Origin of the sequence: Cryobacterium sp. HLT2-28 (genome assembly GCF_004402495.1) — a bacterium.
GTDB classification, from domain to species: Bacteria; Actinomycetota; Actinomycetes; order Actinomycetales; family Microbacteriaceae; genus Cryobacterium; species Cryobacterium mannosilyticum.
Window position 1 is genome coordinate 180,236 of the sequence record NZ_SOFH01000018.1, and the last position, 22,618, is coordinate 202,853.

The window sequence follows — 22,618 nt, forward strand, 5'->3', positions numbered from 1 at the left end:
CGCTGCCCGTGCCGGCGCTGCGTAGACTTGACCGGTGACTCTCCAGGGCTTAATTTCCACACTTTCGCGCGCCTCCACATTCGACAACGCCCTCACCTTCGCGAACCGCGACGCGGACTTCTCGCTCACCGAGGGCCTGCGGGCGCCGCTGATCGCGGCCATGCTCGAGCAGCGCGGCCGGCTGGAGAAGGCCCAGGCCCTGCTCGTCATCACCGCGACCGGGCGTGAGTCGGAATCCCTGCACGAGAACCTGGCCTGCTTCGCCGACGGCGCCGAGATCGTCGACTTCCCCGCCTGGGAGACCCTCCCGCACGAACGGCTCAGCCCCGGCGCGGAGATCGTCGGCAAGCGGCTCTACGCGCTCCGGCGGATGCGGGACTGGGAGGAGTCCGACCCGGCCGCCCGGCGCCCGCTGATCGTCATCGCCTCGGTGCGGGCCGCCCTCCAGCCGGTGGCCGACAACCTCACCGACTATGAGCCGATCGAACTGGCCGCCGGTGGCCGCGGCCACGACCTCGGCGCCATCGCCCGGGAACTGGTCGGCCTCGCCTACACCCGGGTCGACATGGTCACCCGCCGGGGCGAGTTCGCCGTGCGCGGCGGCATCCTCGACGTGTTCCCGCCGGTGGCGCCGCATCCGTACCGGGCGGAGTTCTTCGGCGACGAGGTCGAGCAGATCCGCGCCTTCTCGGTCGCCGACCAGCGTTCCCTGCCCGAGCCGATCGAACGGGTGTCCCTGCCGCCGAGCCGCGAGCTGCTGCTCAGCCCGGCCGTGCGCCAGCGAGCCAGGGAGATGCAGCACGAGTTCCCGAGCCTGGCCGGGCTGCTCGCCAAGATCGCCGAGGGAATCCCCGTCGAGGGGATGGAGAGCCTCGCGCCCGCCCTCGTCGACCGGCTCGTGCCGATCACCCACTACCTGCCCCGAGAGGCGGCCGTGGCCGTGATCTCGCCCGAACGGGTCGCCTCCCGGGCGATCAGCCTCGCCGAGACGAACCGCGAGTTCCTCGGCGCCGCCTGGAGCGCCGCGACCGCCGGCGCGGAGGCGCCGATCGACCTCGAATCGGGGGACTTCCTCACCCTCGGCCGGCTGCGCGAGTCGGTCACGTTCAGCGCCCCCGGTGCCCCGCCGTCCGCGCACGTGTGGTGGACGTTCAGCTCATTCCAGGCGGCGCCGACGGATGCCCCGGTGCTCCCCGAGCACCGCGAACTCGATGAGCTGCTCACCGTGCGCGTCGACGGCGACGCCGTGCCGAGCTTCCAGGGCAGTGTGGAGGGCGCCGTCGGGCACCTCGCCGCCCGGCTGAAGGACGGCTGGACCGTCGGGATCGTCGCCCAGGGCGCCGGGCTGGTCGAACGCGCCGCCGACGTGCTCGCCGAGCGCGAACTCCCGGCCCGGATCGTCTCCGAATGGCCAGGCGTTCCGGAACCCGGCATCGCCTACCTGCTCAAGGCATCCGTCGACCACGGCTTCGAAATCCCGGAGACCAGGCTCACCCTGGTCAGCGAGTCCGAGTTCTACGGCCGGGTCGTCGGCTACGACGCCCGCCAGGTCAAGAAACTGGCCAGCCGCCGCAAGAACGTCGTCGACCCGCTCCAGCTGAAAGCCGGCGACCACGTCGTGCACCAGACCCACGGCATCGGCCGGTTCGTCGAGCTGACCCAGCGCGAGGTCTCCAGCGGCGGCCGCAACCCGGTCAAGACCAAACGTGAATACCTGGTGCTCGAATACGCCCCCTCGAAGCGCGGCCACCCCGGGGACAAGCTCTACGTGCCGACCGACCAGCTCGACCTGGTCAGCCGGTACGTCGGCGGGGAGGCCCCGGCGCTCAGCAAGATGGGCGGCAGCGACTGGTCCGCCGCGAAGACCAAGGCCCGCAAGGCCGTGCGCGACATCGCCGTCGAACTGGTCAAGTTGTACTCGGCACGGATGGCCAGCAAGGGCCACGCGTTCGGGCCGGATACCCCGTGGCAGCGCGAACTGGAGGAGGCGTTCCCGTTCGCGGAGACCCCCGACCAGCTCACCACCATCGACGAGGTGAAGGCCGACATGGAACGGCCCATCCCGATGGACCGGCTGCTCTCCGGCGACGTCGGCTTCGGCAAGACCGAGGTGGCCGTGCGGGCCGCGTTCAAGGCGATCCAGGACGGCAAGCAGGTCGTCATGCTCGTGCCGACGACCCTGCTCGTGCGCCAGCACATGGAGACCTTCCAGGAGCGCTTCGCCGGGTTCCCGGTGCACCTGCGCGCGCTCAGCCGGTTCCAGACCGAGAAGGAGTCCCGCGAAACCATCGCCGGGATGCTCGACGGCACCGTGGACCTCGTGATCGGCACCCATCGGCTGCTCTCCGAGTCGATCGTATTCAAGGACCTCGGCCTCGTCATCATCGACGAGGAACAACGGTTCGGGGTGGAGCACAAGGACGCGCTGAAGAAGCTGAAGACCAACGTGGACATCCTCGCGATGAGTGCCACCCCGATCCCGCGCACGCTGGAGATGGCGGTCACCGGCATCCGGGAGATGTCGACCCTGGCCACGCCGCCGGAGGACCGGCACCCGATCCTCACCTTCGTCGGCCCGTACTCCGATCGGCAGGTGGCGGCGGCGATCCGCCGCGAGCTGCTCCGGGAGGGCCAGATCTTCGTTGTGCACAACCGGGTGTCGAGCATCAACCGGGTCGCCGCGAAGCTGGCCGAGCTCGTGCCCGAGGCGCGGATCGCCGTGGCGCACGGCCAGCTGCCGGAGGCCCAGCTGGAACAGGTGGTCGTGGACTTCTGGGAACGCAAGTTCGACGTGCTCGTCTCGACCACGATCATCGAGACCGGCCTGGACATCGCCAACGCGAACACGATCATCATCGACCGCGCCGACAAGTTCGGGCTCAGCCAGCTGCACCAGCTGCGGGGGAGGGTCGGCCGCGGCCGGGAGCGCGCCTACGCCTACTTCCTCTACGACGAGAACAAGCCGCTCACCGAGATCGCCCACGACCGGCTGTCGACGATCGCCGCGAACAACGAGCTGGGCGCCGGCATGCAGGTGGCGCTCAAAGACCTCGAGATCCGCGGAGCCGGCAACCTGCTCGGCGGCGAGCAGGCCGGGCACATCGCCGGGGTCGGCTTCGACCTCTACCTGCGGATGATCGGCGAGGCCGTGAGCACGTTCCGCGGCGACGTCGCCGAGGGCCAGACCGAGCTGCGGCTCGAACTGCCCGTCGACGCGCACATCCCCGAGGACTACGTCGACAGCGAGCGGTTGCGCCTCGAGGCCTACCAGAAGCTGTCCGCCGCCAGCTCGCCGACGGCGGCGAAGGACCAGATCGACCTGGTCCTCGACGAACTCACCGACCGCTACGGCGAGCCGCCGCAGCCGGTGCAGAACCTCATTCTGGTCTCCCGGCTGCGCTGGCTGGCGCAGCAGGCCGGCCTCGGCGAGGTCGTCGCCATGGGCTCGAACCTCCGCGTCTCGCCGGCGAACCTGGCCGATTCGATGCAGGTGCGCCTGCAACGGATGTACCCGGGCTCGCGCTACTTCACCCAGAACGGGTCGATGACGGTGCCGATGCCCCGGATCAACGGGGAGCCGCTCGGCGACGCGGCCCTGATCGCCTGGGCCGGCTCACTGCTGGACGCGATCTTCCCCCGGCCGGTCGACGCGGTCGCGGCGCCGTCCGCGTGACGCCCGGACCCGCCGCCTACGATGAGACCGAACCCCAGGAGGCCCGCATGACCCCGCCCAGCCAGCTCGACATCCTGATCGAGACGGTCGCCCGGCTCCGTGCGCCCGGCGGCTGCCCGTGGGACGCGGACCAGACCCATGAATCCCTCGTGCAGTATCTGATCGAGGAAAGCCACGAGCTGATCGACGCGATCGAGGCGGGCAGCCGCGAGGAGATGATCGAGGAACTCGGCGACGTGCTCTACCAGGTGCTCTTCCACGCCGACCTTGCCGCGCACACCAGCGGCGAGGACTTCGACATCCAGGACGTGGCCGCGCAGATGACCGCGAAAATGGTGGGGCGGCATCCGCACGTCTTCGGAGACCTGTCGCTGGAGACCGCCGATGACGTCGTCGCTGCGTGGGACGACTTCAAGGCCGCCGAGAAGCCGCACCGCACCAGCGTGCTCGACGGGATCCCGCAGGGGATGCCCGCCCTCGCCCTCGCCGACAAGGTGCTCGGGCGGGCGCAGAAGATCGGCCTGCTCGGCACGGAGTCCGCCTTCCCCCTCCCGATCGAGAGTGAGGACGAGCTCGGACCGCTGCTGCTGGCCGTCGTGTCCGCCGCCAAGGCCCAGGGGCTCGACTCGGAGCGTGCTCTCCGCACCGCGCTCCGCGGCTTGCAGGACGAGATCCGTGTGGCCGAGGGCGTCGGGCCGGATGCCGTCGGGCCTGATGCCGTCGCCACGGACGGGACCGACGTCTTCGACGCCGGCATCATCGGCCTGCCCGGCTGACCGACCGGGTCGCGCGTGCGGGCCCGGCGCGCGGTCAGGCGATGCGCCGGCCCGCGGGGAGCCGCCGGGAGGGGGTGATCGTGCGGCGCCAGGCCCAGAGCAATGCCGCGGCGCCGAGGGCCAGGTGGATGCCCAGGCCGACGAACCAGGACGGCACCGCGCTGTCGTAGACCTCCCGTGCCGTCGGCCGCTTGTCATCGTCGCCGCCGTAGTAGGCGCCCGTCGAGTTGCAGTACGGGGTTTCGCCCTGCAGGTCGGGCGCAACCTGTGCCTGCCGAACTCCGACCGCGATCCAGCCGAACAGGTCCTGTGGGTTGCCGGTGGGGTCGAAGACTCCGGGGGAGGCATCCGCGACGACGACGTACGGATTCGCGGCGAGCACCCACCAGTAACGGTCGAAACGGGGAACGTCCATCGTGGTCGCGGGATCGTCGCAGCCGGCCGGCGGCATGAGGGTCTGTTCCGACTTCGTCGCGGTGCCCAGCAGGGCGAAGGCGATGGGTGTGCCGACGCTCAGCGCCGCGACGATGAGGTAGGTGACGACGATCGAGAACAGGGGACGGGTGACGATGCCGGAGAGCCCGACGCCGAGCATGGCGATCACCCCGAGCTCGGCGGCGAGCACGAGCACGGAGACGGCGATCGTGGACAGCGAGACCTGGCCGAGGGTGACCGCGAAGAGCAGGAACGGCACCGCGGTGGCGAGGAACGCGAGGGCCGTGATCCAGGCCGCGACGAACTTGCCGAGTATGAGCTGGCCCGTGCTGATCAGGGTGACCTGCGTCGTGGCGAGGGTGCCGATGTCGCGGTCGCCGTTGACGGCGTTGCCGCTGAGCGCGGGCGAGACGAGAGTGCCGAGCAGGAGCACGAAGAAGATGACGGCCGAGAAGACCGCGCCGCCGCCTGTCTCCCAGGCCGCGGTCGACAGCCAGAGCAGCACCGTGACCGCTGCGACGAGCAGCACGAAGATGCCGAGCAGCACGTACCAGGCGACCCCGCGCACGCGCTGGCGCAACTCGAGGGTGACGATGAGCCACAGCCCGGCGAGGAAGCCCCGAGCGGGTGTGCGGTCGGGGACCGGGCTGATACGGGCGGTGGCGTCCAGGTCACTGCTCATGCTGCTGCCCCTCCAGTGGATTCGGGTCGGGACAGGTCGAGGAAGGTGTGTTCGAGGTCGCCGACCGCCGGACCGAAGGCGCTCACCCGCACGCCGGCGCCGACCAGCCGGGCCAGCAGATCGGCCGCCGCCGCCTCGTTGTCGACCTGCACGAGCGTGCCGAGGTGGTCGGTCCGGGTGCCGGCCACGCCGGATGTCTGGAGGCCGTCTTCCAGGGCGGCCGGGTCGAGTGAGCGGATCCGCCAGGACCTCGCGCTGGCGCCGGCCCGCGCGACGCGCTCGGCGCTCGCCGTGACTCCGTCGGCGAGGTACACGGCGGCATCCGCCATCTCGTCGAGTTCGGAGAGCACGTGGCTGGAGACGAGGATCGCCGTTCCCTCACCCGCGAGGCGGCGGACGAGCACGCGAAGCGCCACCCGGGCGGCCGGGTCGAGACCGGATGCCGGCTCGTCGAGCAGGAGCACGGAAGGGGAGTGCACGAGGGCCCTGGCCAGGCTCAGCCGCTGCTTCTGCCCGCGGCTGAGCACCCGGGACGGCCGGTCGGCGAGGGCCTCCAGGCCGGTCAGGCCGATCAGTTCATCCGCGCGGGCGGCGGCGGCCGGGCGGCTCATCCGGTACATCCGCCCGGTCACTTCCAGCGAGGCGCGAACGCTCAGGCTCGGCCAGGAGCCGAGCACGTCGGGCATCCAGCCCATCGCGGCGCGCACTGCCTGCGGGTCTGCCACCGGGTCGTGCCCGGCGATCGTGATTGTGCCGGTGTCGGGGGCGAGCAGGCTCGCCAGCATGAGCAGCAGTGTCGTCTTGCCGGCGCCGTTCGGCCCGATCAGGGCCGTCACCGAGCCCGCTGGCACGGTGAGCGTGGCGTCCCGCACGGCATGCACGCTGCCGAACGAACGGCGCACCCCCGTGACCGTGATTCCCCGTGCTGCGTGTGATTCCATCGTTGCCCCCTCCGGCGTGATGATCGAAGTCTAGGGGGATGCCGTTCGGTGGCGGCGGACGACGGTGGCGAGTACCGTCAGAGCATGAGCCAGACTTCCTTCAGCGAACTCCTTTCCCTTCAGATCGGCAATGAGTTTGCCGCGTCCCAGCAGTACATCGCCATCGCCGTCTGGTTCGACAACCAGGCCCTGCCCCGGCTCGCCGCGCACTTCTACGCCCAGTCGATCGAAGAGCGCAACCACGCCATGATGCTGGTGCAGTACCGGCTCGACCGCGACCTCGGCGTCGAGATTCCGGGAATTCCGGCCGTGCAGAACAACTTCACCCTCGCCGTCGAGCCGATCGCGCTCGCCCTCGCCCAGGAGAAGCAGGTCACCTCCCAGATCGAGGCGCTCTTCCGCGCGGCCCGCGCCGACGGGGACGCCCTCGGCGAGCAGGCGATGCTGTGGTTCCTCAAGGAGCAGGTCGAAGAGGTCGCGTCGATGTCCACCCTGCTGACGATCGCGCAGCGGGCCGGCGACAACCTCTTCGACATCGAGAACTACATCGCGCGGGAAACCGTAGCCGGCGGCCCGGTCGACTCCGATGCCCCCGCTGCAGCGGGCGGCGCCCTCTAGCCTCGGTTTGTCCTGCCCTCCCCAGCCGGCCCTCCGGGCGGAACGGCGTCGGAGCAGGACCTGACACAATTGGAGGCATGGCAACACCTGTGACCCCGCCGCGCGGCATGCGCGATTTCCTCCCCAATGAGAAAGCGGTCCGGGAGCACGCGCTGGGCACCATCAGGCGGAGCTTCGCCGCGCACGGGTTCGACGAAATCGAAACCCCGGTGATGGAGGATTCGGCCCGCCTGCACTCCGGCCTCGGCGGCGACAACGAGAAGCTCGGGTTCGCCGTGCTCAGACGCGGGCTGTCCCCGGCGGATGTCGAGGCCGCCGCCGAGTCCGGCGACCTCCTGTCACTGGCCGACCTGGGCCTCCGCTTCGACCTCACCGTGCCGCTGGCCCGGTTCTACGCCAGCCACCGGGCCGAACTGCCCGCCGTGTTCCGGTCCATCCAGATCGCCCCCGTCTGGCGGGCCGAGCGCCCGCAGAAGGGGCGCTACCGCCAGTTCGTCCAGTGCGACATCGACATCATCGGCGAGGCCGGACCCCTCGCCGAGATCGAGCTGATCGCCGCGACCACCGCTGCCCTCGACGCCCTCGGCCTGACCGGCTGCTCCGTGCGGATCAACGACCGGCGCATCCTCGCCTCCCTCCTCGCGCACTGGGGCGTGCCGCCGGAACTCGCCGAACGGGCGCTGATCACCATCGACAAGCTCGACAAGATCGGCGTCTCCGGAGTCGTCACCGAGCTCGGCACCCTCGGCGTCGACACCGACGGCATCGCCGACACCCTCGAGGGGATGCCCGGCCTCGGCTGGGACGCCGACGCACCGGCCTGGCTCGACCCCGCCGCCTACGCCGACCTCCGCGCCCTGCGCGACGCCCTGCCGGCCACCCGACTGGTCTTCGACCCCACCCTCGTGCGCGGCATGGGCTACTACACGGGCACGATCTTCGAGATCGCCCACCCGGAGCTGGGCTATTCGCTCGGCGGCGGCGGCCGCTACGACGGGATGATCGGCCGGTTCCTCGGCACTGACGTGCCCGCCTGCGGATTCTCGATCGGCTTCGAGCGCATCGTCGACCTGCTCGGCCAGGCCGGGACGGCCGACACCGACGCGGTCGTGCTGGTGCACGAGAAGGATGCCGACCCGGCCGCCCTGGTGGCGCTCAAGGCGTCCCTCGTTGCCACGGGGCTGCGCGTGCGCCTCGAACGCCGCACCAAGAACCTCACCGCGCTGCTCGACCGGGCGGCCGCCGCCGGGTACGGGCGATACGCGTTCGTCAGCCCCGAAACCGCCCCGGCCGCCTCGCTCCAGTTCCGTCCGCTGGGCGAATCAGCCCACCATCACTAGACTGTTATGGGATTGGAACACAGCGAGGTCTTCCGAGATTCCCCCAGATCCCCACCCCCAATTAAAGAAAATAAAAGGAAACAGGAGATAGCTGTGGCTCTCATTGAGGCAGTAGTAGCGCGCGAGATTCTTGACTCCAGAGGCAACCCGACCGTCGAGGTCGAGGTATTGCTTGACGACGGTTCGGTTAGCCGCGCTGCGGTTCCGTCCGGCGCATCGACCGGTGCGTTCGAAGCTTATGAACTGCACGACGGCGACAAGTCGCGTTACCTGGGCAAGGGCGTGCTCAAGGCCGTTGACGCTGTCATCGACGAGCTCGGCCCGGCAGTCGAGGACCTCGACGCCACCGACCAGCGCATCGTCGACGCGGTCCTGAACGAGACCGACGGCACCGACAACAAGCACCGCGTCGGCGCCAACGCCATCCTCGGCGTCAGCCTCGCCGTCGCGAAGGCCGCCGCCACCTCGGCCGGCCTGCCCCTGTTCCGCTACCTCGGTGGCCCGAACGCGCACACCCTGCCGGTGCCGATGATGAACATCATCAACGGTGGCTCGCACGCCGACAACGACGTGGACATCCAGGAATTCATGGTCGTCCCGCTCGGCGCCGAATCCTTCGCCGAGGGCCTCCGCTGGGGCACCGAGACCTACCACGCGCTCAAGGCGCTCCTCAAGTCCAAGGGCCTGTCCACCGGCCTCGGCGACGAGGGTGGCTTCGCCCCCAACCTGCCCAGCAACCGTGCGGCCCTCGACCTCATCGTCGAAGCCATCACCAACGCCGGCTACACGCCCGGCAAGGACATCGGCCTCGCGCTTGACTGCGCCGCCTCCGAGTTCTACAAGGACGGCGTCTACCACTTCGAGGGCAAGGAACTCACTGCCCAGGAGCTGTCCGCGTACTACGTCGAGCTCGTCGCCGCCTACCCGCTCGTCTCGATCGAGGACCCGCTCGAGGAGGACGACTGGGAAGGCTACGTGCACCTCACCGCCGAACTCGGTGACAAGGTGCAGATCGTCGGCGACGACCTGTTCGTGACCAACCCGGTTCGCCTGGCCAAGGGCCTCGAGCTCGGCACCGCCAACTCGATCCTGGTCAAGGTCAACCAGATCGGCACCCTCACCGAGACGCTCGACGCGGTCGCCCTCGCCCAGCGCGCCGGCTACACCACGGTCATCTCCCACCGCTCCGGTGAGACCGAAGACACGTTCATCGCCGACCTCGCGGTCGCCGTCGACGCCGGCCAGATCAAGACCGGAGCGCCTGCCCGCAGCGAGCGCGTCGCCAAGTACAATCAGTTGCTGAGGATTGAAGAAGAGCTGGGCGAGGCCGCGGTCTACGCGGGCCGTTCCGCTTTCCCGCGGTTCAAGGCCTAGCTGTTCCGGAGCTCTCGAGGCCCGGGTCGTCCGGGCCTCGAGAGCTCCATTTTTTTGTCCGGATTCGGTTAGGGTTCGAGTAGCCTCCCGAACCCGACGAGTGCGAGAGGGGTGAGCCATGGGCAGGAAACGCGCGGAGCGACACCCCGTCGCCCTGACAACCACGGAAACCGCCACCAGCAACTGGCTGCGCGGGCTGCGGCTGTCGGGCTTCTCCTTCATGATGATGGGAATCCTGATCCTCGCCGTGATCGTGCTGGCCCCCGGCATCCGCACCTACGCCGAGCAGCAGCAGCAGATCGAGCGGCTGACGAAGGCCGTCACGGCCCAGCAGGGCAGCGTCGACGAGCTCAAGTCCGAACGCGAGCGCTGGAACGACCGCACCTTCGTCACGACCCAGGCCCGCGACCGGCTCTCCTACGTCCTTCCCGGCGACGTCAGCTTCCTGGTGATCAACGACCTCGCCCTGCCCGTCGCGGGCGGCACGGAGCCGCCGCCGGCGAGCTCCGTCATCCAGAACACCAACGTCGATTGGCTCTCCTCCATGTTCGCCTCCGTCATGACAGCCGGCCTTGCCCCGGAGGCCACGAAATGACGCGGCCACCCTTCGCCCCGGTCAGCCAGGCCGACATCGATACGGTTTCCGCGCAGCTGGGCCGGCCGGCCCGCGACGTCGTCGGCATCGCCGGTCGGTGCGTCTGCGGCGCCCCGACCGTGGTGGCCACCGCGCCGCGGCTGAGCGACGGCACGCCGTTCCCCACCTTCTATTACCTCACCCACCCGGCCGCCACCGCCGCGCTGTCCTTCCTCGAGGCCACCCAGGTGATGAACGAGTACAACCAGCTGCTCCAGGACGACGAGGACATCCGCGCCCGCTACCGCCGCGCGCACGAGGGCTTCCTCTCCGACCGCGAATCGATCGGCGTCGTCCCGGAGATCGCCGGGATCTCCTCCGGTGGCATGCCGGAACGGGTCAAATGCCTGCACGCCCTCGCCGCGCATTCCCTCGCCGCCGGACCGGGCGTCAACCCGATCGGCGACCTCGCCCTGGCCAGGGCGGCCTGGTCGCCCGCGGTCTGCGAGTGCCTCGACTACACCGCGGCGGACGCGTGACCTCACCCTGGCGACGGATCGGGACGGGCGTCGGCCTGAGCCTGGCCCTGGCGCTGGGCGGGGCATCCGTGGTCATCGACGCGCCGCCGGCCCACGCCGACCAGGTGCGCGACCTCGAGTATTGGCTGAACGACTATGGTTTCACCCAGGCCTGGGCGACCACCCGCGGCGCCGGCGTCAAGGTGGCCGTGATCGACACCGGGGTGGCCCCCAACATCACCGAACTGGCCGGCGCCGTCGTCGGCGGCACGGATGTCTCCGGTCTCGGCTCCCCGAACGGCCAGACCCCGGTGGGCGACCGGAGCGAACACGGCACCCTCGTCTCCTCGCTGATGGCAGGTCGCGGCACCGGCGAGGGAACCGGAATCATCGGCGTGGCCCCGGCCGCGTCGATCCTGGCCGTGTCCGTCGCGTTCGGCACCAACGGCGCCACCCTCAGCAACGACGAGCAGATCGCCGCCGGCATCCGGTGGGCCGTCGACAACGGGGCGGACGTGATCAACATGTCGTTGACCCGCAACACCCTGGACTGGCCCACCAGCTGGGATGACGCGTTCCTCTACGCGTTCGAGCATGATGTCGTCGTCGTCGCGGCCGCCGGCAACCGGGGCAGCGGCACCACCGAGGTCGGCGCGCCGGCCACCATCCCCGGCGTGCTCACGGTCGGCGGTGTCGACCGCAACAAGGCCGCCAGCTTCGACGCCTCCTCGCAGGGCATCACCATCTCGGTGGCGGCCCCGAGCGAGCAGCTCGTCGGCGTGGTGCCGGGCGGCGGCTACGTGCAGTGGGACGGGACCAGCGCGGCAGCGCCGATCGTTTCCGGCCTGGTCGCGCTCGTGCGCTCCGCCTACCCGAAACTCGACGCGGCCGAGGTGATGAACCGGGTGATCGCCACGGCGAACCCGAACGGCCACGAGGTGCCCAGCCCGATCTACGGGAACGGGCTGATCGACGCGGCGGCCGCCGTGACGGCATCCGTGCCGGCCTCCACCGCGCCGACGCCGACGCAGCTGCTCGAGGAGTGGATCCGGGTGCACCGCCGCGCCGACACCGCCCCGACACCGGCACCGGAGACCACGGCGGTCGCGCCGGTCCCGCCGAAGAAGGACCCCGCCCTCCCCGCGCACAACCTGGCGGCGGCGTGGCTGCCCGGTCCGCTCAGCCTGACCTATGTGACGGTGCCGCTCATGGTTCTGGTCGGGTTTGGTATCCTAGTAACGCTGTTCGGCGTAGGGGCCACTCGGCACTTCAAGCGATTACGATCAAAACGCTGAGTTTTCGCGCATCCAATCTGTAGGAGGACCTCTAATCGTGCCCAAAATTCTCATTGTCGGCGGCGGCTACGCGGGGTTCTACACCGCTTGGAAGCTGGAGAAATGGCTGCGAGCCGGCGAAGCCGAGGTCACCATGGTCGACCCGCTTCCGTACATGACGTACCAGCCGTTCCTGCCTGAGGTCGCGGCCGGTTCCATCGAGGCCCGCCACGCCGTCGTCGCCCACCGGCGCCACCTCTCCAAGACCAACGTGCTCACGGCCAAGGTCACCCACATCGACCACGCCACGAAGACCGCGACCATCACGCCGCCGGTCGGCGAGCCGTGGGAATTCGTCTACGACGTCGTCGTGGTCACCGCCGGCGCCGTCTCGCGCACCTTCCCGATCCCGGGCGTCGCCGACCAGGCCTTCGGCCTGAAGACCATCGAGGAGGCCGTCGCCATCCGCGACCGCGTGCTCACCAACTTCGACAAGGCGGCTCAGCTGCCCGCCGGCCCCGAGCGCGACCGCCTGCTGACCTTCGTCGTCATCGGCGGCGGCTTCGCCGGCATCGAGGTGTTCGCCGAGTTGCGCTCGTTCGCCACCTCGCTGCTCAAGTCCTACCCGGAGATCGGCTTCGACGACACCCACTTCCACCTCGTCGAGGCGATGGGGCGGATCATGCCTGAGGTGTCCGTGCCGACCAGCCTCTGGGTGATCAAGAACCTCGATCAGCGCGGCGCACAGATCCACCTCAACACCCAGCTGACCAGCGCGGTCGACGGCAAGATCGAACTGTCCACCGGTGAGAGCTTCGAGACCGACCTCATCGTCTGGACCGCCGGTGTCATGGCGAACCCGGCGATCGTGCGCCACACCGACCTGCCGATCGAAGAGCGTGGCCGCCTGCAGGTTCGCACCGACCTGCGGGTCGGCACCGAAGACGAGATCATCGCGGACGCCTGGGGTGCCGGCGACGTCACCGCCGTGCCCGACCTCAGCGGCGGGGGAGTGGGCGGCTTCTGCGTTCCCAACGCCCAGCACGCGGTGCGCCAGGGCAAGCTCCTCGCGAAGAACATCGTCGCCGTGCTCCGCGGCGAAACGCCCAAGGAATACCTGCACAAGAACCTCGGCGCCGTCGCGGGCCTCGGCGTCGGCCACGGTGTCTTCCAGTCGGGGAGGATTGCGATCACCGGCCTTCCGGCCTGGTTCGCGCACCGCGGCTACCACGGCCTCGCCATGCCGAGCTGGGAACGCAAGCTCCGCGTCGTCTGGGGCTGGCTGAACAACTTCTTCCTGGGCCGCGACATCGTCTCCCTCGCTGCCGTGGAAAACCCGCGCGCCGTGTTCGAGGAGTTCGCGTCGCGCCCGAAGCCGCCGGCGGAAGCCTCCGCACCGGCCAAGGCTGCTCCCGCCAAGGCCGCCCCGGCCAGGACCGCCGCCGCTGCTGTCACGACAGGTGCTGCAGCGGAGAAGGCCGCGCCGGCAGCCCGAGCACCGCGGGCGCCGCGGAAGACCTCCGCGAAGCCGGTCGTCACCGCCGATGCGGCCGTGGAGACCGTCGACGTCGAGGACACCGTTTCCGTGTCGAAGTAACACCGGCGCTCTCGGCAGCACCTACGCTTGAAGCGTCCGGCCTCGGCCGGGCGCGCCCCCGTAGCCCAATGGCAGAGGCAGACGACTTAAAATCGTCACAGTCTGGGTTCGAGTCCCAGTGGGGGCACCATGATCCGTCACCGAACTTCCGCGTGATTCCGCGGAAGTTCGGCCCTCCAGAGGTCCGTTTGAGGGCTCTTGGCCACTCCGTGCCCACATTTTGCCCACACCGATCGCCACAGCAACGCCTCGGCGTGCTCTCTGAACGTTGGCCCACACTCTGTCGGATCGACGTCGAAAAGGCATTACCGACTCATGCTCCTGGTGGTGAAGTGCTCAACCGACGAATGTGTGTCCTCCCGCTCGACCCTGCCGCGTCGTACTGGTGTAATTGTCCTCGACAGGAAGTGGAACATCCGTGCGCTACATGATCCTCATTCATTCCAACAACATCGCCGAGACGGCGTGGGCTGACGGCGAGAAGGCCGCGCTCGACCTGACGCACGGCGCCGTGGTCGGCGAGCTGATCGCGTCCCGCGAGCTCGTCGACACCAACGAGCTGGACGTGGAGGATGTCACCGTGATCGGTCACCACAATGGCGAGCCCGTGGCAACGCGCGGTCCGTTCACCGAGGGCACTGAGTGGATCGGCGGCTACTACATCGTCGACGTCGTCGACCGGGAGCGTGCTGTCGAGATAGCAGGTCGGTTCACTGAGAACCGGTACTCGCCGATCGAGATCCGGCGGGTCGTGCACACGCCGCCCACGAGCTGACCGGCTCGGGCTCGCAGAATGGCCCCCGGCTTGCGGCCCTTCTTCGCCGAGGACCTAAACGACGCCAATCCGACACCGACCAAATCAAGGAGATCTCATGGAGTACCTGCTGTTCATCGTTAGCGACCCGGCTGCGCCCACTTACATCCCCGAGGAGGACAACATCGAGGAGTGGGTCGCCGACCTTGAGAGCCGTGGGGTCGCCCGCGGCGGCAACCGGCTGCGTCCGGTCTCCGATGCGACGACCGTGACCGTGCGCGACGGCAAGACGATCGTCACCGATGGTCCATTCACCGAGACCAAGGAGTGGATCGCCGGCTTCGACCTCATCGACGTCGAAAACCTCGACGAGGCGATCGAGATCGCCGCAAAACATCCGATGGCAAGGTTCGGACGCGTCGAGGTCCGTCCGGTCTGGCCATTCGAGTGAGCATAACAACTCGACTCGGATGACCAGTCCCGACGCTGGCCACGGCGCCACCGAGGTGGGCCGCGTGCTCGCCTCGGTGGCGTCATCCGAGCGCCTACGAATCGTCTCGACACTGATCCGCATCACGGGCGACTGGGACCTTTCGGAGGACTGCTTCCAAGATGCCGTCGCCCGCGCGCTGACATCGTGGCCGGAGTGCGGCCTCCCCGATAACCCCGGTGCGTGGCTCACCACCGTCTCGAAAAATCTCGTGATCGACGCGCTACGGCGCGCGTCGACTGAACGGAACACCACCAGGCGCTACGCCCTCGAGACCGAGATCGACGCGCAGGAGCGCCTGACCGCGGCATCCGGAGGGGAAGGCAGGGAAATGCTGCCTGGCACATCCGATGACGCCCTGGACGACGACCGCCTCCGCTTGATCTTCACCTGCTGCCACCCGGCGCTCGCGATGGATGCCCGCGTCGCGCTCACTCTCCGCACCGTGGTGGGGCTAAGCGTGCGCGAGACCGCGCACGTGTTCCTGGTGACCGAACAGACCATGCAGAAGCGGCTGGTTCGGACGCGGGCGAAGATCCGCGCGGCGGGTATCCCATATCGAGTGCCACCCGCGGAAATGCTGCCCGAGCGGACTTCAGGAGTGCTCGCCGTGATCTACCTTCTGTTCACCGAGGGATACTCGTCAGGGAGCGGCGCCGAGCTCGTGCGCTCCGCCCTCGCGGAGGAAGCGATCCGGTTGAGCCGCCTCATGGTTACCCTGACGCGGCACTCCACGCAGCTGCCCGAGGTGCTCGGACTGCTCGCACTCGAGTTGTTCCAGCAGTCCCGTGCGGGCTCTCGCATCGACGACGACGGCGATCTGGTGCTGCTCGAAGATCAGGACCGGCGGCTCTGGGACGGAGCCGCTATCTCGGAGGGCATTGCGGTGCTTGCCTCAGCCGAGGAAGAGCGCCAGCGACTCGGCGGAGTGCCCGGCACCTACCAGCTCCAGGCGCAGATCGCCGCGCAGCACGCGACAGCTCCGACTGCGGCGGCGACGAACTTTCACCGCATCGCCGAACTTTACGCCCGTCTCGGGCGGGTCTCTCCGTCGCCGATCATTGACCTCAACCGCGCGATCGCCGTGGCACTGGCGGAGGGGTCGGAGGCTGGGCTCGAACTGTTGGACATCCTGGACCGCAACGCACATCTCGCCGACTACCACCTACTGCCCGCAGCCCGCGCCGACCTCCTCCGCCGCGGCGGGCGGTTCGCCGATGCCCTGCCGCACTACATGCGCGCCCTCGAACTCGCACCCTCCGATCCGGAGCGTCGTTTCCTCCAGCGGCGGATCGACGAGATGCGGACAACCGCACAAACTCCGTCGTCGACGGCCCCGCCTGGCGGGCCACCTATGCAGGTTGATGCCACCTGACCTCATGTCGGGAATCATCCAACGACCAGGTTCTGATGACCGTCGATGAGCTCGCGCACGATGTCGAGGTGGCCCGCGTGCACGGAGGTCTCCGCAAGGACGCGAAAGATGACCGCGCGCCCGTTCCGCATCGGTGGCCCATCGTAAACGCTGGCTGGGGGCACCCAGAGCGGAGGGGCGTCGAGATCGATCCTCCTGAGCACCTCGTCACTGCGGGCTATCTGCCGCTCGTACACGTTGATTGCTTCAGCACCCGCCATCGGGTCCGACGACCAGCCGTCATGAACGGCTTCGATCGCTTCCGCGTCACCACCAAGAATGGCTGATATCCAGAACATTTCGTCGTCGTATGCGAGGTGATTGAGAAGCCGGGTGATCGTCCAACCCGACGGGACGAATGCGCGATGCATGTCGTCCTCCGCCAGCCCCCTCACCGTTCTCAGCACATGTTGTCGTTCATTCGCCAGCTGCGCGAGCAGGGGTGCATCACTCATGATCAGCACTGTTTGCTCCATCGTGCGTTCTCGTCGGTCGGCGGAGGAGACCGGTGGTGATGGCAGTGCTGTGTGCAACTCGGGCGATGGTGGCGCTCCATCCATCGCGGGTGCCGCCCTCGATGAGGTTGCGTACATCATCATCCGCCAACTGGTCGGGAAAGGTAACCGTGAGCGCGAGGCGAGTGCCTTCTGCGACGTCGTGGAGGTCAACGGTCACGATCGGCGCTTCGTCCTCGCGGTTTCCGGTGAGCTCAGGCCATCCTCCAGTCGCTCCCCACCGAAAGACCAACCGCTCGTTGGGTACGACCTCAAGGTATACGCCGCCGGTGGGGTATTGGAGGTCGTCATCGACCACCATCTGTTGACGCCACACGCCGCCCACCCTGAGGTCTACCTGGATAGGCGTCGAGGGAGTGGGCATAGCGGGGTTGTAGAACCAGGCGAGGTGTTCCGGCTCGGTCCACGCCGTAAAAACTACATTGCGCGGCGCGGGCACGACGCGGGACAGGGTGAAGCTTCGTTCAGTTCGTGTCTGAGACATCATCGCGCTCCTTCAGATTGTCAGAGGTGAAATTCGTGGCTGGGGCCAATCATGAGGTGCTTTTCGAGACCGCCTGAACGCGATTCGAAGAACTGGCGTAAGGCACCATACATTGTCCACTGCTGGAAGCGACGACGGATTCAAGCGGCAGTACCGCCATTGAGCGGTCCAAGTCAGGCCGACCGTCGAGTTGCACCGACGGATTCCGAGGGCAGGGCGCGGACAGGCACGAGGGCATGAACCGTTGGGTGAGGCACTGGCCCAGATCTCTCGCGCCTAGTGCGTCCCCGTTGGGGCGAGATCCGCTCCACCAATGGCCCATGTGATCCAACCGCGCCTGTGCCATTCTCAGGAGATGGATTGGCCTCAACCTGAACCGGTCTGCTCTGAGCGGCTCCTGCTTGAACCACTCGCGGTGGACCATGCAGCTTCGATGGTCGACGTTCTGGCCGACCCGTCGCTATACGAGTACACCGGCGGCGAAGCCCCGTCATTAGACGTGCTCCACAGCAGATATGCCGCACAGATCGTGGGGCAGTCTGATGACGGTTCCCAATGGTGGGTGAACTGGATAGTCACCTACCGAGACACCGGTGAGCCGGCCGGTTTCGTGCAGGCAACCGTCGCGTGCGACGGTTCAATGCTCGTTGCTGAGATCGCCTGGGTCATTTCGCCGAGGCTCCAAGGCCAAGGCATAGCCTCCGAAGCCACCCAGATGATGATCGGATGGTTGCGAGCACACGAGGTTAACCGTTTCGTCGCACATATCCATCCGGAGCACCAGGCCTCGATGGGCGTCGCTCGAAATCAAGCACTACGCCCGACCTCCACCGAGAAAGACGGCGAGACCCGGTGGGTGTCCTCACAAACGCCGAACGCCCCTAACACTCCGGAGAGGGTTGCCTTGTGCACTCAGTACGCGGAGGCATTGCGGAGCGGACGGGCCACTTACACTTCCCGAACATCATGGTGATTCAGAACCCTCGGAGGTGACCCAAGAACGTTGAAAATACGCGGAAGTTGGCCCGGACTGAGGCCTCGACTGGGGTGGAACTAGAGTTCGAGTCCCAGTGGGGGCACCACGCAAGCCGGCGTCAGCGCGCCGCGACCTCGCCGGGGAGGGCGAGGTCGACGAAGGCGCGCACCGCCGCCGACACCCGCCTGCTGCGGGACGCCGCCAGGTAGACGGTGAACTCCGGCACGTTCGCGACCGGGAGCCGCCGCACGCCGCGGGCGTCGCGTGCGGCGAACTCCGGCAGCAGGGCGACGCCGAGGCCGTTGGCGACATATTCGGCGGCGGTGCCGATGTCGGAGACCTCGATCATCACCCTCCGTTCGACGCCGGCCACGGTGAACGCGTCGTCGACGATCCCGCGGCTGGCATAGCCGGGGGGAAGGTCGATGAACTCCTCCCGGGCGAGACCGTCGAGTTCGACCGGGCGGGCGGAGGCGAGCCGGTGGTCGTCCGGCACGACCAGCACCATCGGCGACGACGCGATCGGCCGGGCGATCAGCGCCCCCGGCACCGGTCCGCTCAGGGCGAGGAAGGCCAGGTCGAGCTCGCCGGAGGCCAGGTCGTCGACCAGCCCGGCCGACCCGCGCCGGGCGGCCCGCAGGCGCACGCCGACGCCTGGATGCCCGGTGCGGAACAGGCCGAGCAGCCCGGGGACGTCGACGAGGGTGACCGAGGTCATCAGCCCGATCACGATTGAGCCGGTGATGGCGTGCGTGCTCTGCTGGGCGGCGTCGCGCACCTCGTTCACGGCGTCGAGCGCCTCCCGCACCTTGGGCAGGAGCAGGTCGCCCGTGGAGGTGAGCCGGATCTGACGGCGGCTGCGGTCGAAGAGTTCGACGCCGAGTTCGCTCTCGAGCGACCTCACCCCGGCCGACACGGCGGACTGGGCGATGGTGAGCCGGTCGGCGGCGCGGGTGAAGTTCAGTTCAGCGGCGACGGCGCTGAAGAATTCGAGCTGGCGGAGGTCCATCCGCCAATCATCTCATTCGGAGATTGATGGCATCCGTCATCGGCGTTGTTTCCTATCGGTCGGCGAGGGACGATTAATGCAGGCGCCGGACTTTCGGCGCCAGGAGGCAGGCACCATGACGAACCCATCCGTACGCAACGACGAAGTGACGGATGCCGCGCATGCGCCGGCAGACCCGGTCACGCCCTACGGCGCCGGCACCGCTGCCCTGTCGCGCCGTTCCGCCGACCGGGTCGTCGAGTGCCTCACGGCCTACGGCGTCAAGTGGGTGTTCGGAGTTCCCGGCGCCAAGATCGACCCGGTCTACGATTCCCTCGTCGACGCCGGCCCCGAGCTGATCGTCTGCCGGCACGAGCAGAACGCCGCGTTCATGGCCGCGGCGGTCGGCCGGCTGAGCGGCCACCCCGGCGTCGTGCTCGTCACGAGCGGCCCGGGCACCTCCAACCTGGCGACCGGCCTGCTCACCGCGACGACCGAGGGGGACCCGATGGTCGCCCTGTGCGGCGCCGTCCCTCGCGCCGACCGTCTCAAGCGCACCCACCAGTCGATGGACGCCGTCGGCATGCTCTCCGCCGTGACGAAATCCGCCGGCGAGGTCAGCGTCGCGGACAACGTGCCGGAGGCCATCGCCAACGCCTTCCGGCAGGCGACCCAGGAGCCCAAGGGCGCCGCCGCGGTCGTACTGCCCTACGACGTGCTCGTCGACTCGACCACGGTCACGATGAAGAACCCGCACTGGGTGCCGCAGCTGGGCGCCGCCCCGGCCGAGAGCGTGCAGCGCGCCGCCGCCCTGCTGCAGAACGCGACCTTCCCCGTCATCCTCGCCGGCGCCCGCTCGGGCTCCGACCGCGCCACCGCGGCCGTGCGCCGGCTGCTCGGCGTGGCGGGCCTGCCCGTGGTCGAGACCTTCCAGGCCGCCGGGGTCATCTCGCACGAGCTCGAAGAGCACTACCTGGGCCGGGTGGGCCTGTTCCGCAACCAGCCAGGGGACATCCTGCTGCACAAGGCCGACGTGATCCTGGCCGTCGGCTATGACTTCGTCGAATACGAACCGTCGAAGTGGAACAAGGACCACCAGCGGGTGATCATCCACCTCGACGAGCTCGCGGCCGACCTCGACGACTACTACCGCCCGACGGTCGAGCTTCGCGGCGATGTCGCCGAGACCCTCGACGCGCTCGCCCGCCAGATCGACGGGCTCAGCCTGCCCGCGGCGGCGGCCGCGGTGGTCGCCGAGCAGCGCTCTCGCCTCGCCCAGGCCGACCAGGCGACCGGCCACGACGAAACCGAGGGCGTGCACCCGGCCGAGCTGACCCTGATGATGCGCGAGCTGCTGCCCGACAACACCACGGTGCTCTGCGACGTCGGCTCGCACTACATCTACATGGCCAGGCATTTCCGCACCTATCACCCGCGCACCCTGTTGTTCTCGAACGGGCAGCAGACCCTCGGCGTCGCCCTGCCCTGGGCGATCGCGGCCACCCTGGTGCGGCCGGGCACCCCGGTGGTGTCCGTGTCCGGCGACGGCGGCTTCCTCTACTCCGCCATGGAACTCGAGACGGCCGTGCGGCTCGGTTCGACCTTCACGCACGTGATCTTCAACGACGGAAGCTACGACATGGTCGCGTTCCAGCAGCAGGGCAAGTACGGTCGCACCTCCGGGGTGCAGCTGGGCGACTACGACGTGGTCGGCTACGCCGAGTCGTTCGGCGCGCACGGCTACCAGGTGACCCACCTCGCCGACTTCGCCGCCGTGCTGGCCACGGCCATGGCCGAGCCGGGCCCGAGCATCATCGACGTGCGGGTCGACTACCGCAACAATAGAGACGAACTGATGGCAGACCTGGAAAGCGATGTGCTGCAATGAGCGAGATGACCGTGTCCCGGCACGAGATCTTCCAGACGAGCCTGATGAGCGCCCTGCTCGACGGCGTGTACGAGGGCGAGATGACCGTGCGCGACCTGCTCGGCCACGGCAGCTTCGGCATCGGCACCTTCAACGGGCTCGACGGCGAAATGCTCATCGTCGACGGCAGCTGCTACCAGCTGCGCGCCGACGGCGGGGTGACGAAGGCCGACCTCGGCGCTCACACCCCGTACGCGGTCGTCACCAACTTCGTGCCGCACATCGAGAGCGAGCTGCCGCCCGGCGTGCTGCGCGCCGAGGCGTCCGACGTGATCGACCGGTTGACGGCATCCGAGAACTACATGTACGCGCTGCGCATCGACGGCGACTTCGAGTGGATCCGGATGCGCACCGTCGTCAAGCAGCAGAAACCGTACCGGCCGATGGTCGAGGCGACCGATGAGGACCGGGTCGTCGAGCTGCACGACGTCACCGGCGTCGTCGTCGGCTTCCGCACCCCGCTCTACGAGCAGGGCATCGGCGTGCCCGGCTGCCACGCGCACTTCATCACCGACGACCGCACGGCCGGCGGGCACGTGCTCGACTTCAAGCTGCGCACCGGTCGCGCGGCCCTGTGCCTCGGCACCGACCTCCGGCTGCAACTGCCGCTGACGGATGCCTTCCGCGACGCCAATCTCGCACCGGAGGACCTCGCCAGGCAGCTGCTCAAGACCGAGTCGCACGCGTAGGGCAGGAATGTCGCCCCGTCAGCCGGGGAGCGCGAGCGGTAGGGTGGCGAGCACGGTCCGACCGCCCCTGTCCGCCCGGGGTGCCATGTCGACCAGCGCGAGCTGGGTCAGGGAGAACACGTCGCCTTCGTTGACCCGCCCTGAACGCTTGACGGTCACATGCGCCCGGAAGCCGGGGCCGGTGAATGCCGGCTCGTCGGGTGACGCGGCGAACGGCCGGACCGCATCGATCAGCCTCCGGTGCAGCGTGGTCAGGGCTGGGTTCGGGGTGATGACCGTCACGGGGATGTCCTCCCGGCGCCCGAACAGCTCGTCGAGGCCGGCCGTCGCGGTCAGGGCAGCCTGGCCGGCGGTGGCTGCGGCGATCACGTCGGCGATCTGGGCGGCCCAGGCATCCGTGTAGAACGGCGGCAGCACGGTGATGTGCGGCGGCCAGTCCGGCACCAGGAAGCTCTCACCGGTGTGGAGCGGTGTGAGCGGGAGGACGACGACGAGCCGGGACATGGGCCGAGTCTAGGCGGCGGGCGCGCGGTGGGTTGCGGTCGAGCATTCGGGGGAGCGAGCAAGCAAGCGAGCGCT

Annotated in this window: 21 protein-coding genes and 1 tRNA gene; 16 read left to right on the forward strand and 6 right to left on the reverse strand. The window is 68.8% G+C overall.

What is annotated here, in order from left to right:
• The first annotated feature begins 34 nt into the window (after positions 1-34).
• Both mfd and E3O48_RS08470 read left to right on the forward strand, forming a co-directional pair.
• Positions 35-3,673 carry a transcription-repair coupling factor gene (gene mfd / locus E3O48_RS08465; protein ID WP_134538076.1) on the forward strand — a complete coding sequence of 1,213 codons (3,639 nt, stop codon included), beginning with the start codon at positions 35-37 and terminating at the stop codon, positions 3,671-3,673.
• Between the two features lie 47 nt (positions 3,674-3,720).
• Complete coding sequence (locus E3O48_RS08470) at positions 3,721-4,449, forward strand: MazG family protein (protein WP_134510855.1); 729 nt, start codon at positions 3,721-3,723, stop codon at positions 4,447-4,449.
• 34 nt (positions 4,450-4,483) lie between these two features.
• On the opposite strand, the gene E3O48_RS08475 is transcribed toward E3O48_RS08470, so the two are convergent.
• Positions 4,484-5,566, reverse strand: a complete 1,083-nt coding sequence (locus E3O48_RS08475; protein ID WP_241982461.1) for an ABC transporter permease — start codon at positions 5,564-5,566, stop codon at positions 4,484-4,486.
• Positions 5,563-6,507 carry an ABC transporter ATP-binding protein gene (locus E3O48_RS08480; RefSeq protein ID WP_134538077.1) on the reverse strand — a complete coding sequence of 315 codons (945 nt, stop codon included), beginning with the start codon at positions 6,505-6,507 and terminating at the stop codon, positions 5,563-5,565. The genes E3O48_RS08475 and E3O48_RS08480 overlap by 4 nt, the downstream gene beginning before the upstream one ends.
• 84 nt (positions 6,508-6,591) lie before the next feature.
• Between E3O48_RS08480 and E3O48_RS08485 the strand changes: the two genes are divergently transcribed.
• The 11 genes from E3O48_RS08485 (at position 6,592) to E3O48_RS08535 (ending at position 16,421) form a co-directional block, all read left to right on the forward strand.
• Positions 6,592-7,125, forward strand: coding sequence for a ferritin (locus tag E3O48_RS08485; RefSeq protein ID WP_134538078.1), 534 nt, complete (start codon positions 6,592-6,594; stop codon positions 7,123-7,125).
• Between the two features lie 77 nt (positions 7,126-7,202).
• Entirely contained in the window at positions 7,203-8,465 is a 1,263-nt protein-coding gene (hisS, locus tag E3O48_RS08490; RefSeq protein WP_134538079.1) for a histidine--tRNA ligase, read from the forward strand.
• Positions 8,466-8,558: 93 nt separating this feature from the next.
• A complete protein-coding gene (gene eno / locus E3O48_RS08495) occupies positions 8,559-9,839 on the forward strand; it encodes a phosphopyruvate hydratase (RefSeq protein ID WP_134510859.1) in 1,281 nt (426 codons plus the stop codon).
• Positions 9,840-9,957: 118 nt separating this feature from the next.
• On the forward strand, positions 9,958-10,434 hold the full coding sequence (locus tag E3O48_RS08500; protein ID WP_134510860.1) for a septum formation initiator family protein: 477 nt from the start codon (positions 9,958-9,960) through the stop codon (positions 10,432-10,434).
• Positions 10,431-10,952 (forward strand): DUF501 domain-containing protein, encoded by a 522-nt coding sequence (locus tag E3O48_RS08505; RefSeq protein ID WP_134510861.1) that lies wholly within the window; start codon positions 10,431-10,433, stop codon positions 10,950-10,952. Before E3O48_RS08500 ends, E3O48_RS08505 begins: the two co-directional genes overlap by 4 nt.
• Positions 10,949-12,226: a S8 family serine peptidase gene (locus E3O48_RS08510; protein ID WP_370249535.1), complete on the forward strand. Its 1,278-nt coding sequence runs from the start codon at positions 10,949-10,951 to the stop codon at positions 12,224-12,226. The genes E3O48_RS08505 and E3O48_RS08510 overlap by 4 nt, the downstream gene beginning before the upstream one ends.
• 37 nt (positions 12,227-12,263) lie before the next feature.
• Positions 12,264-13,802: an NAD(P)/FAD-dependent oxidoreductase gene (locus tag E3O48_RS08515; RefSeq protein ID WP_134510862.1), complete on the forward strand. Its 1,539-nt coding sequence runs from the start codon at positions 12,264-12,266 to the stop codon at positions 13,800-13,802.
• Positions 13,803-13,856: 54 nt separating this feature from the next.
• Positions 13,857-13,932 (forward strand) — tRNA-Leu (locus E3O48_RS08520).
• Between the two features lie 297 nt (positions 13,933-14,229).
• Positions 14,230-14,577: a YciI family protein gene (locus tag E3O48_RS08525; protein WP_241975063.1), complete on the forward strand. Its 348-nt coding sequence runs from the start codon at positions 14,230-14,232 to the stop codon at positions 14,575-14,577.
• Positions 14,578-14,674: 97 nt separating this feature from the next.
• Positions 14,675-15,007, forward strand: a complete 333-nt coding sequence (locus tag E3O48_RS08530; RefSeq protein ID WP_134538080.1) for a YciI family protein — start codon at positions 14,675-14,677, stop codon at positions 15,005-15,007.
• A gap of 19 nt (positions 15,008-15,026) precedes the next feature.
• Positions 15,027-16,421, forward strand: coding sequence for an RNA polymerase sigma factor (locus E3O48_RS08535; RefSeq protein ID WP_134538081.1), 1,395 nt, complete (start codon positions 15,027-15,029; stop codon positions 16,419-16,421).
• Between the two features lie 14 nt (positions 16,422-16,435).
• Here E3O48_RS08535 and E3O48_RS08540 read toward each other — a convergent pair whose 3' ends face one another.
• Together E3O48_RS08540 and E3O48_RS08545 are read right to left on the reverse strand one after the other, a co-directional pair.
• Positions 16,436-16,915: a DUF664 domain-containing protein gene (locus tag E3O48_RS08540; protein ID WP_134510866.1), complete on the reverse strand. Its 480-nt coding sequence runs from the start codon at positions 16,913-16,915 to the stop codon at positions 16,436-16,438.
• Positions 16,908-17,462, reverse strand: coding sequence for an SRPBCC domain-containing protein (locus E3O48_RS08545; protein WP_134510867.1), 555 nt, complete (start codon positions 17,460-17,462; stop codon positions 16,908-16,910). Before E3O48_RS08545 ends, E3O48_RS08540 begins: the two co-directional genes overlap by 8 nt.
• 310 nt (positions 17,463-17,772) lie before the next feature.
• Between E3O48_RS08545 and E3O48_RS08550 the strand changes: the two genes are divergently transcribed.
• The gene (locus tag E3O48_RS08550) at positions 17,773-18,432 is read left to right on the forward strand and encodes a GNAT family N-acetyltransferase (RefSeq protein WP_241982462.1); all 660 of its coding nucleotides are present in this window, start codon (positions 17,773-17,775) and stop codon (positions 18,430-18,432) included.
• A 121-nt stretch (positions 18,433-18,553) separates the two neighbouring features.
• Here E3O48_RS08550 and E3O48_RS08555 read toward each other — a convergent pair whose 3' ends face one another.
• Complete coding sequence (locus E3O48_RS08555) at positions 18,554-19,444, reverse strand: LysR family transcriptional regulator (RefSeq protein ID WP_134510868.1); 891 nt, start codon at positions 19,442-19,444, stop codon at positions 18,554-18,556.
• Between the two features lie 115 nt (positions 19,445-19,559).
• On the opposite strand from E3O48_RS08555, the gene alsS reads away from it, so the two are divergent.
• Together alsS and budA are read left to right on the forward strand one after the other, a co-directional pair.
• Positions 19,560-21,311: an acetolactate synthase AlsS gene (alsS, locus tag E3O48_RS08560; RefSeq protein WP_134538082.1), complete on the forward strand. Its 1,752-nt coding sequence runs from the start codon at positions 19,560-19,562 to the stop codon at positions 21,309-21,311.
• Positions 21,308-22,039, forward strand: coding sequence for an acetolactate decarboxylase (gene budA / locus E3O48_RS08565; protein ID WP_241975060.1), 732 nt, complete (start codon positions 21,308-21,310; stop codon positions 22,037-22,039). Before alsS ends, budA begins: the two co-directional genes overlap by 4 nt.
• Positions 22,040-22,057: 18 nt before the next feature.
• Here the strand turns inward: budA and E3O48_RS08570 are convergent, their stop codons facing one another.
• The gene (locus E3O48_RS08570) at positions 22,058-22,543 is read right to left on the reverse strand and encodes a 2'-5' RNA ligase family protein (RefSeq protein ID WP_134538083.1); all 486 of its coding nucleotides are present in this window, start codon (positions 22,541-22,543) and stop codon (positions 22,058-22,060) included.
• Positions 22,544-22,618: the final 75 nt, after the last annotated feature.

Excerpts from the sequence above, each read along its gene's own strand:
- E3O48_RS08470 (WP_134510855.1), top strand. The coding sequence starts at position 3,721 with ATGACCCCGCCCAGCCAGCTCGACATCCTGATCGAGACGGTCGCCCGG.
- E3O48_RS08475 (WP_241982461.1), bottom strand. The coding sequence starts at position 5,566 with ATGAGCAGTGACCTGGACGCCACCGCCCGTATCAGCCCGGTCCCCGAC.
- E3O48_RS08480 (WP_134538077.1), bottom strand. The coding sequence starts at position 6,507 with ATGGAATCACACGCAGCACGGGGAATCACGGTCACGGGGGTGCGCCGT.
- E3O48_RS08485 (WP_134538078.1), top strand. The coding sequence starts at position 6,592 with ATGAGCCAGACTTCCTTCAGCGAACTCCTTTCCCTTCAGATCGGCAAT.
- hisS (WP_134538079.1), top strand. The coding sequence starts at position 7,203 with ATGGCAACACCTGTGACCCCGCCGCGCGGCATGCGCGATTTCCTCCCC.
- E3O48_RS08500 (WP_134510860.1), top strand. The coding sequence starts at position 9,958 with ATGGGCAGGAAACGCGCGGAGCGACACCCCGTCGCCCTGACAACCACG.
- E3O48_RS08505 (WP_134510861.1), top strand. The coding sequence starts at position 10,431 with ATGACGCGGCCACCCTTCGCCCCGGTCAGCCAGGCCGACATCGATACG.
- E3O48_RS08525 (WP_241975063.1), top strand. The coding sequence starts at position 14,230 with ATGATCCTCATTCATTCCAACAACATCGCCGAGACGGCGTGGGCTGAC.
- E3O48_RS08530 (WP_134538080.1), top strand. The coding sequence starts at position 14,675 with ATGGAGTACCTGCTGTTCATCGTTAGCGACCCGGCTGCGCCCACTTAC.
- E3O48_RS08535 (WP_134538081.1), top strand. The coding sequence starts at position 15,027 with ATGACCAGTCCCGACGCTGGCCACGGCGCCACCGAGGTGGGCCGCGTG.
- E3O48_RS08540 (WP_134510866.1), bottom strand. The coding sequence starts at position 16,915 with ATGAGTGATGCACCCCTGCTCGCGCAGCTGGCGAATGAACGACAACAT.
- E3O48_RS08545 (WP_134510867.1), bottom strand. The coding sequence starts at position 17,462 with ATGATGTCTCAGACACGAACTGAACGAAGCTTCACCCTGTCCCGCGTC.
- E3O48_RS08550 (WP_241982462.1), top strand. The coding sequence starts at position 17,773 with ATGGCCCATGTGATCCAACCGCGCCTGTGCCATTCTCAGGAGATGGAT.
- E3O48_RS08555 (WP_134510868.1), bottom strand. The coding sequence starts at position 19,444 with ATGGACCTCCGCCAGCTCGAATTCTTCAGCGCCGTCGCCGCTGAACTG.
- alsS (WP_134538082.1), top strand. The coding sequence starts at position 19,560 with ATGACGAACCCATCCGTACGCAACGACGAAGTGACGGATGCCGCGCAT.
- budA (WP_241975060.1), top strand. The coding sequence starts at position 21,308 with ATGAGCGAGATGACCGTGTCCCGGCACGAGATCTTCCAGACGAGCCTG.
- E3O48_RS08570 (WP_134538083.1), bottom strand. The coding sequence starts at position 22,543 with ATGTCCCGGCTCGTCGTCGTCCTCCCGCTCACACCGCTCCACACCGGT.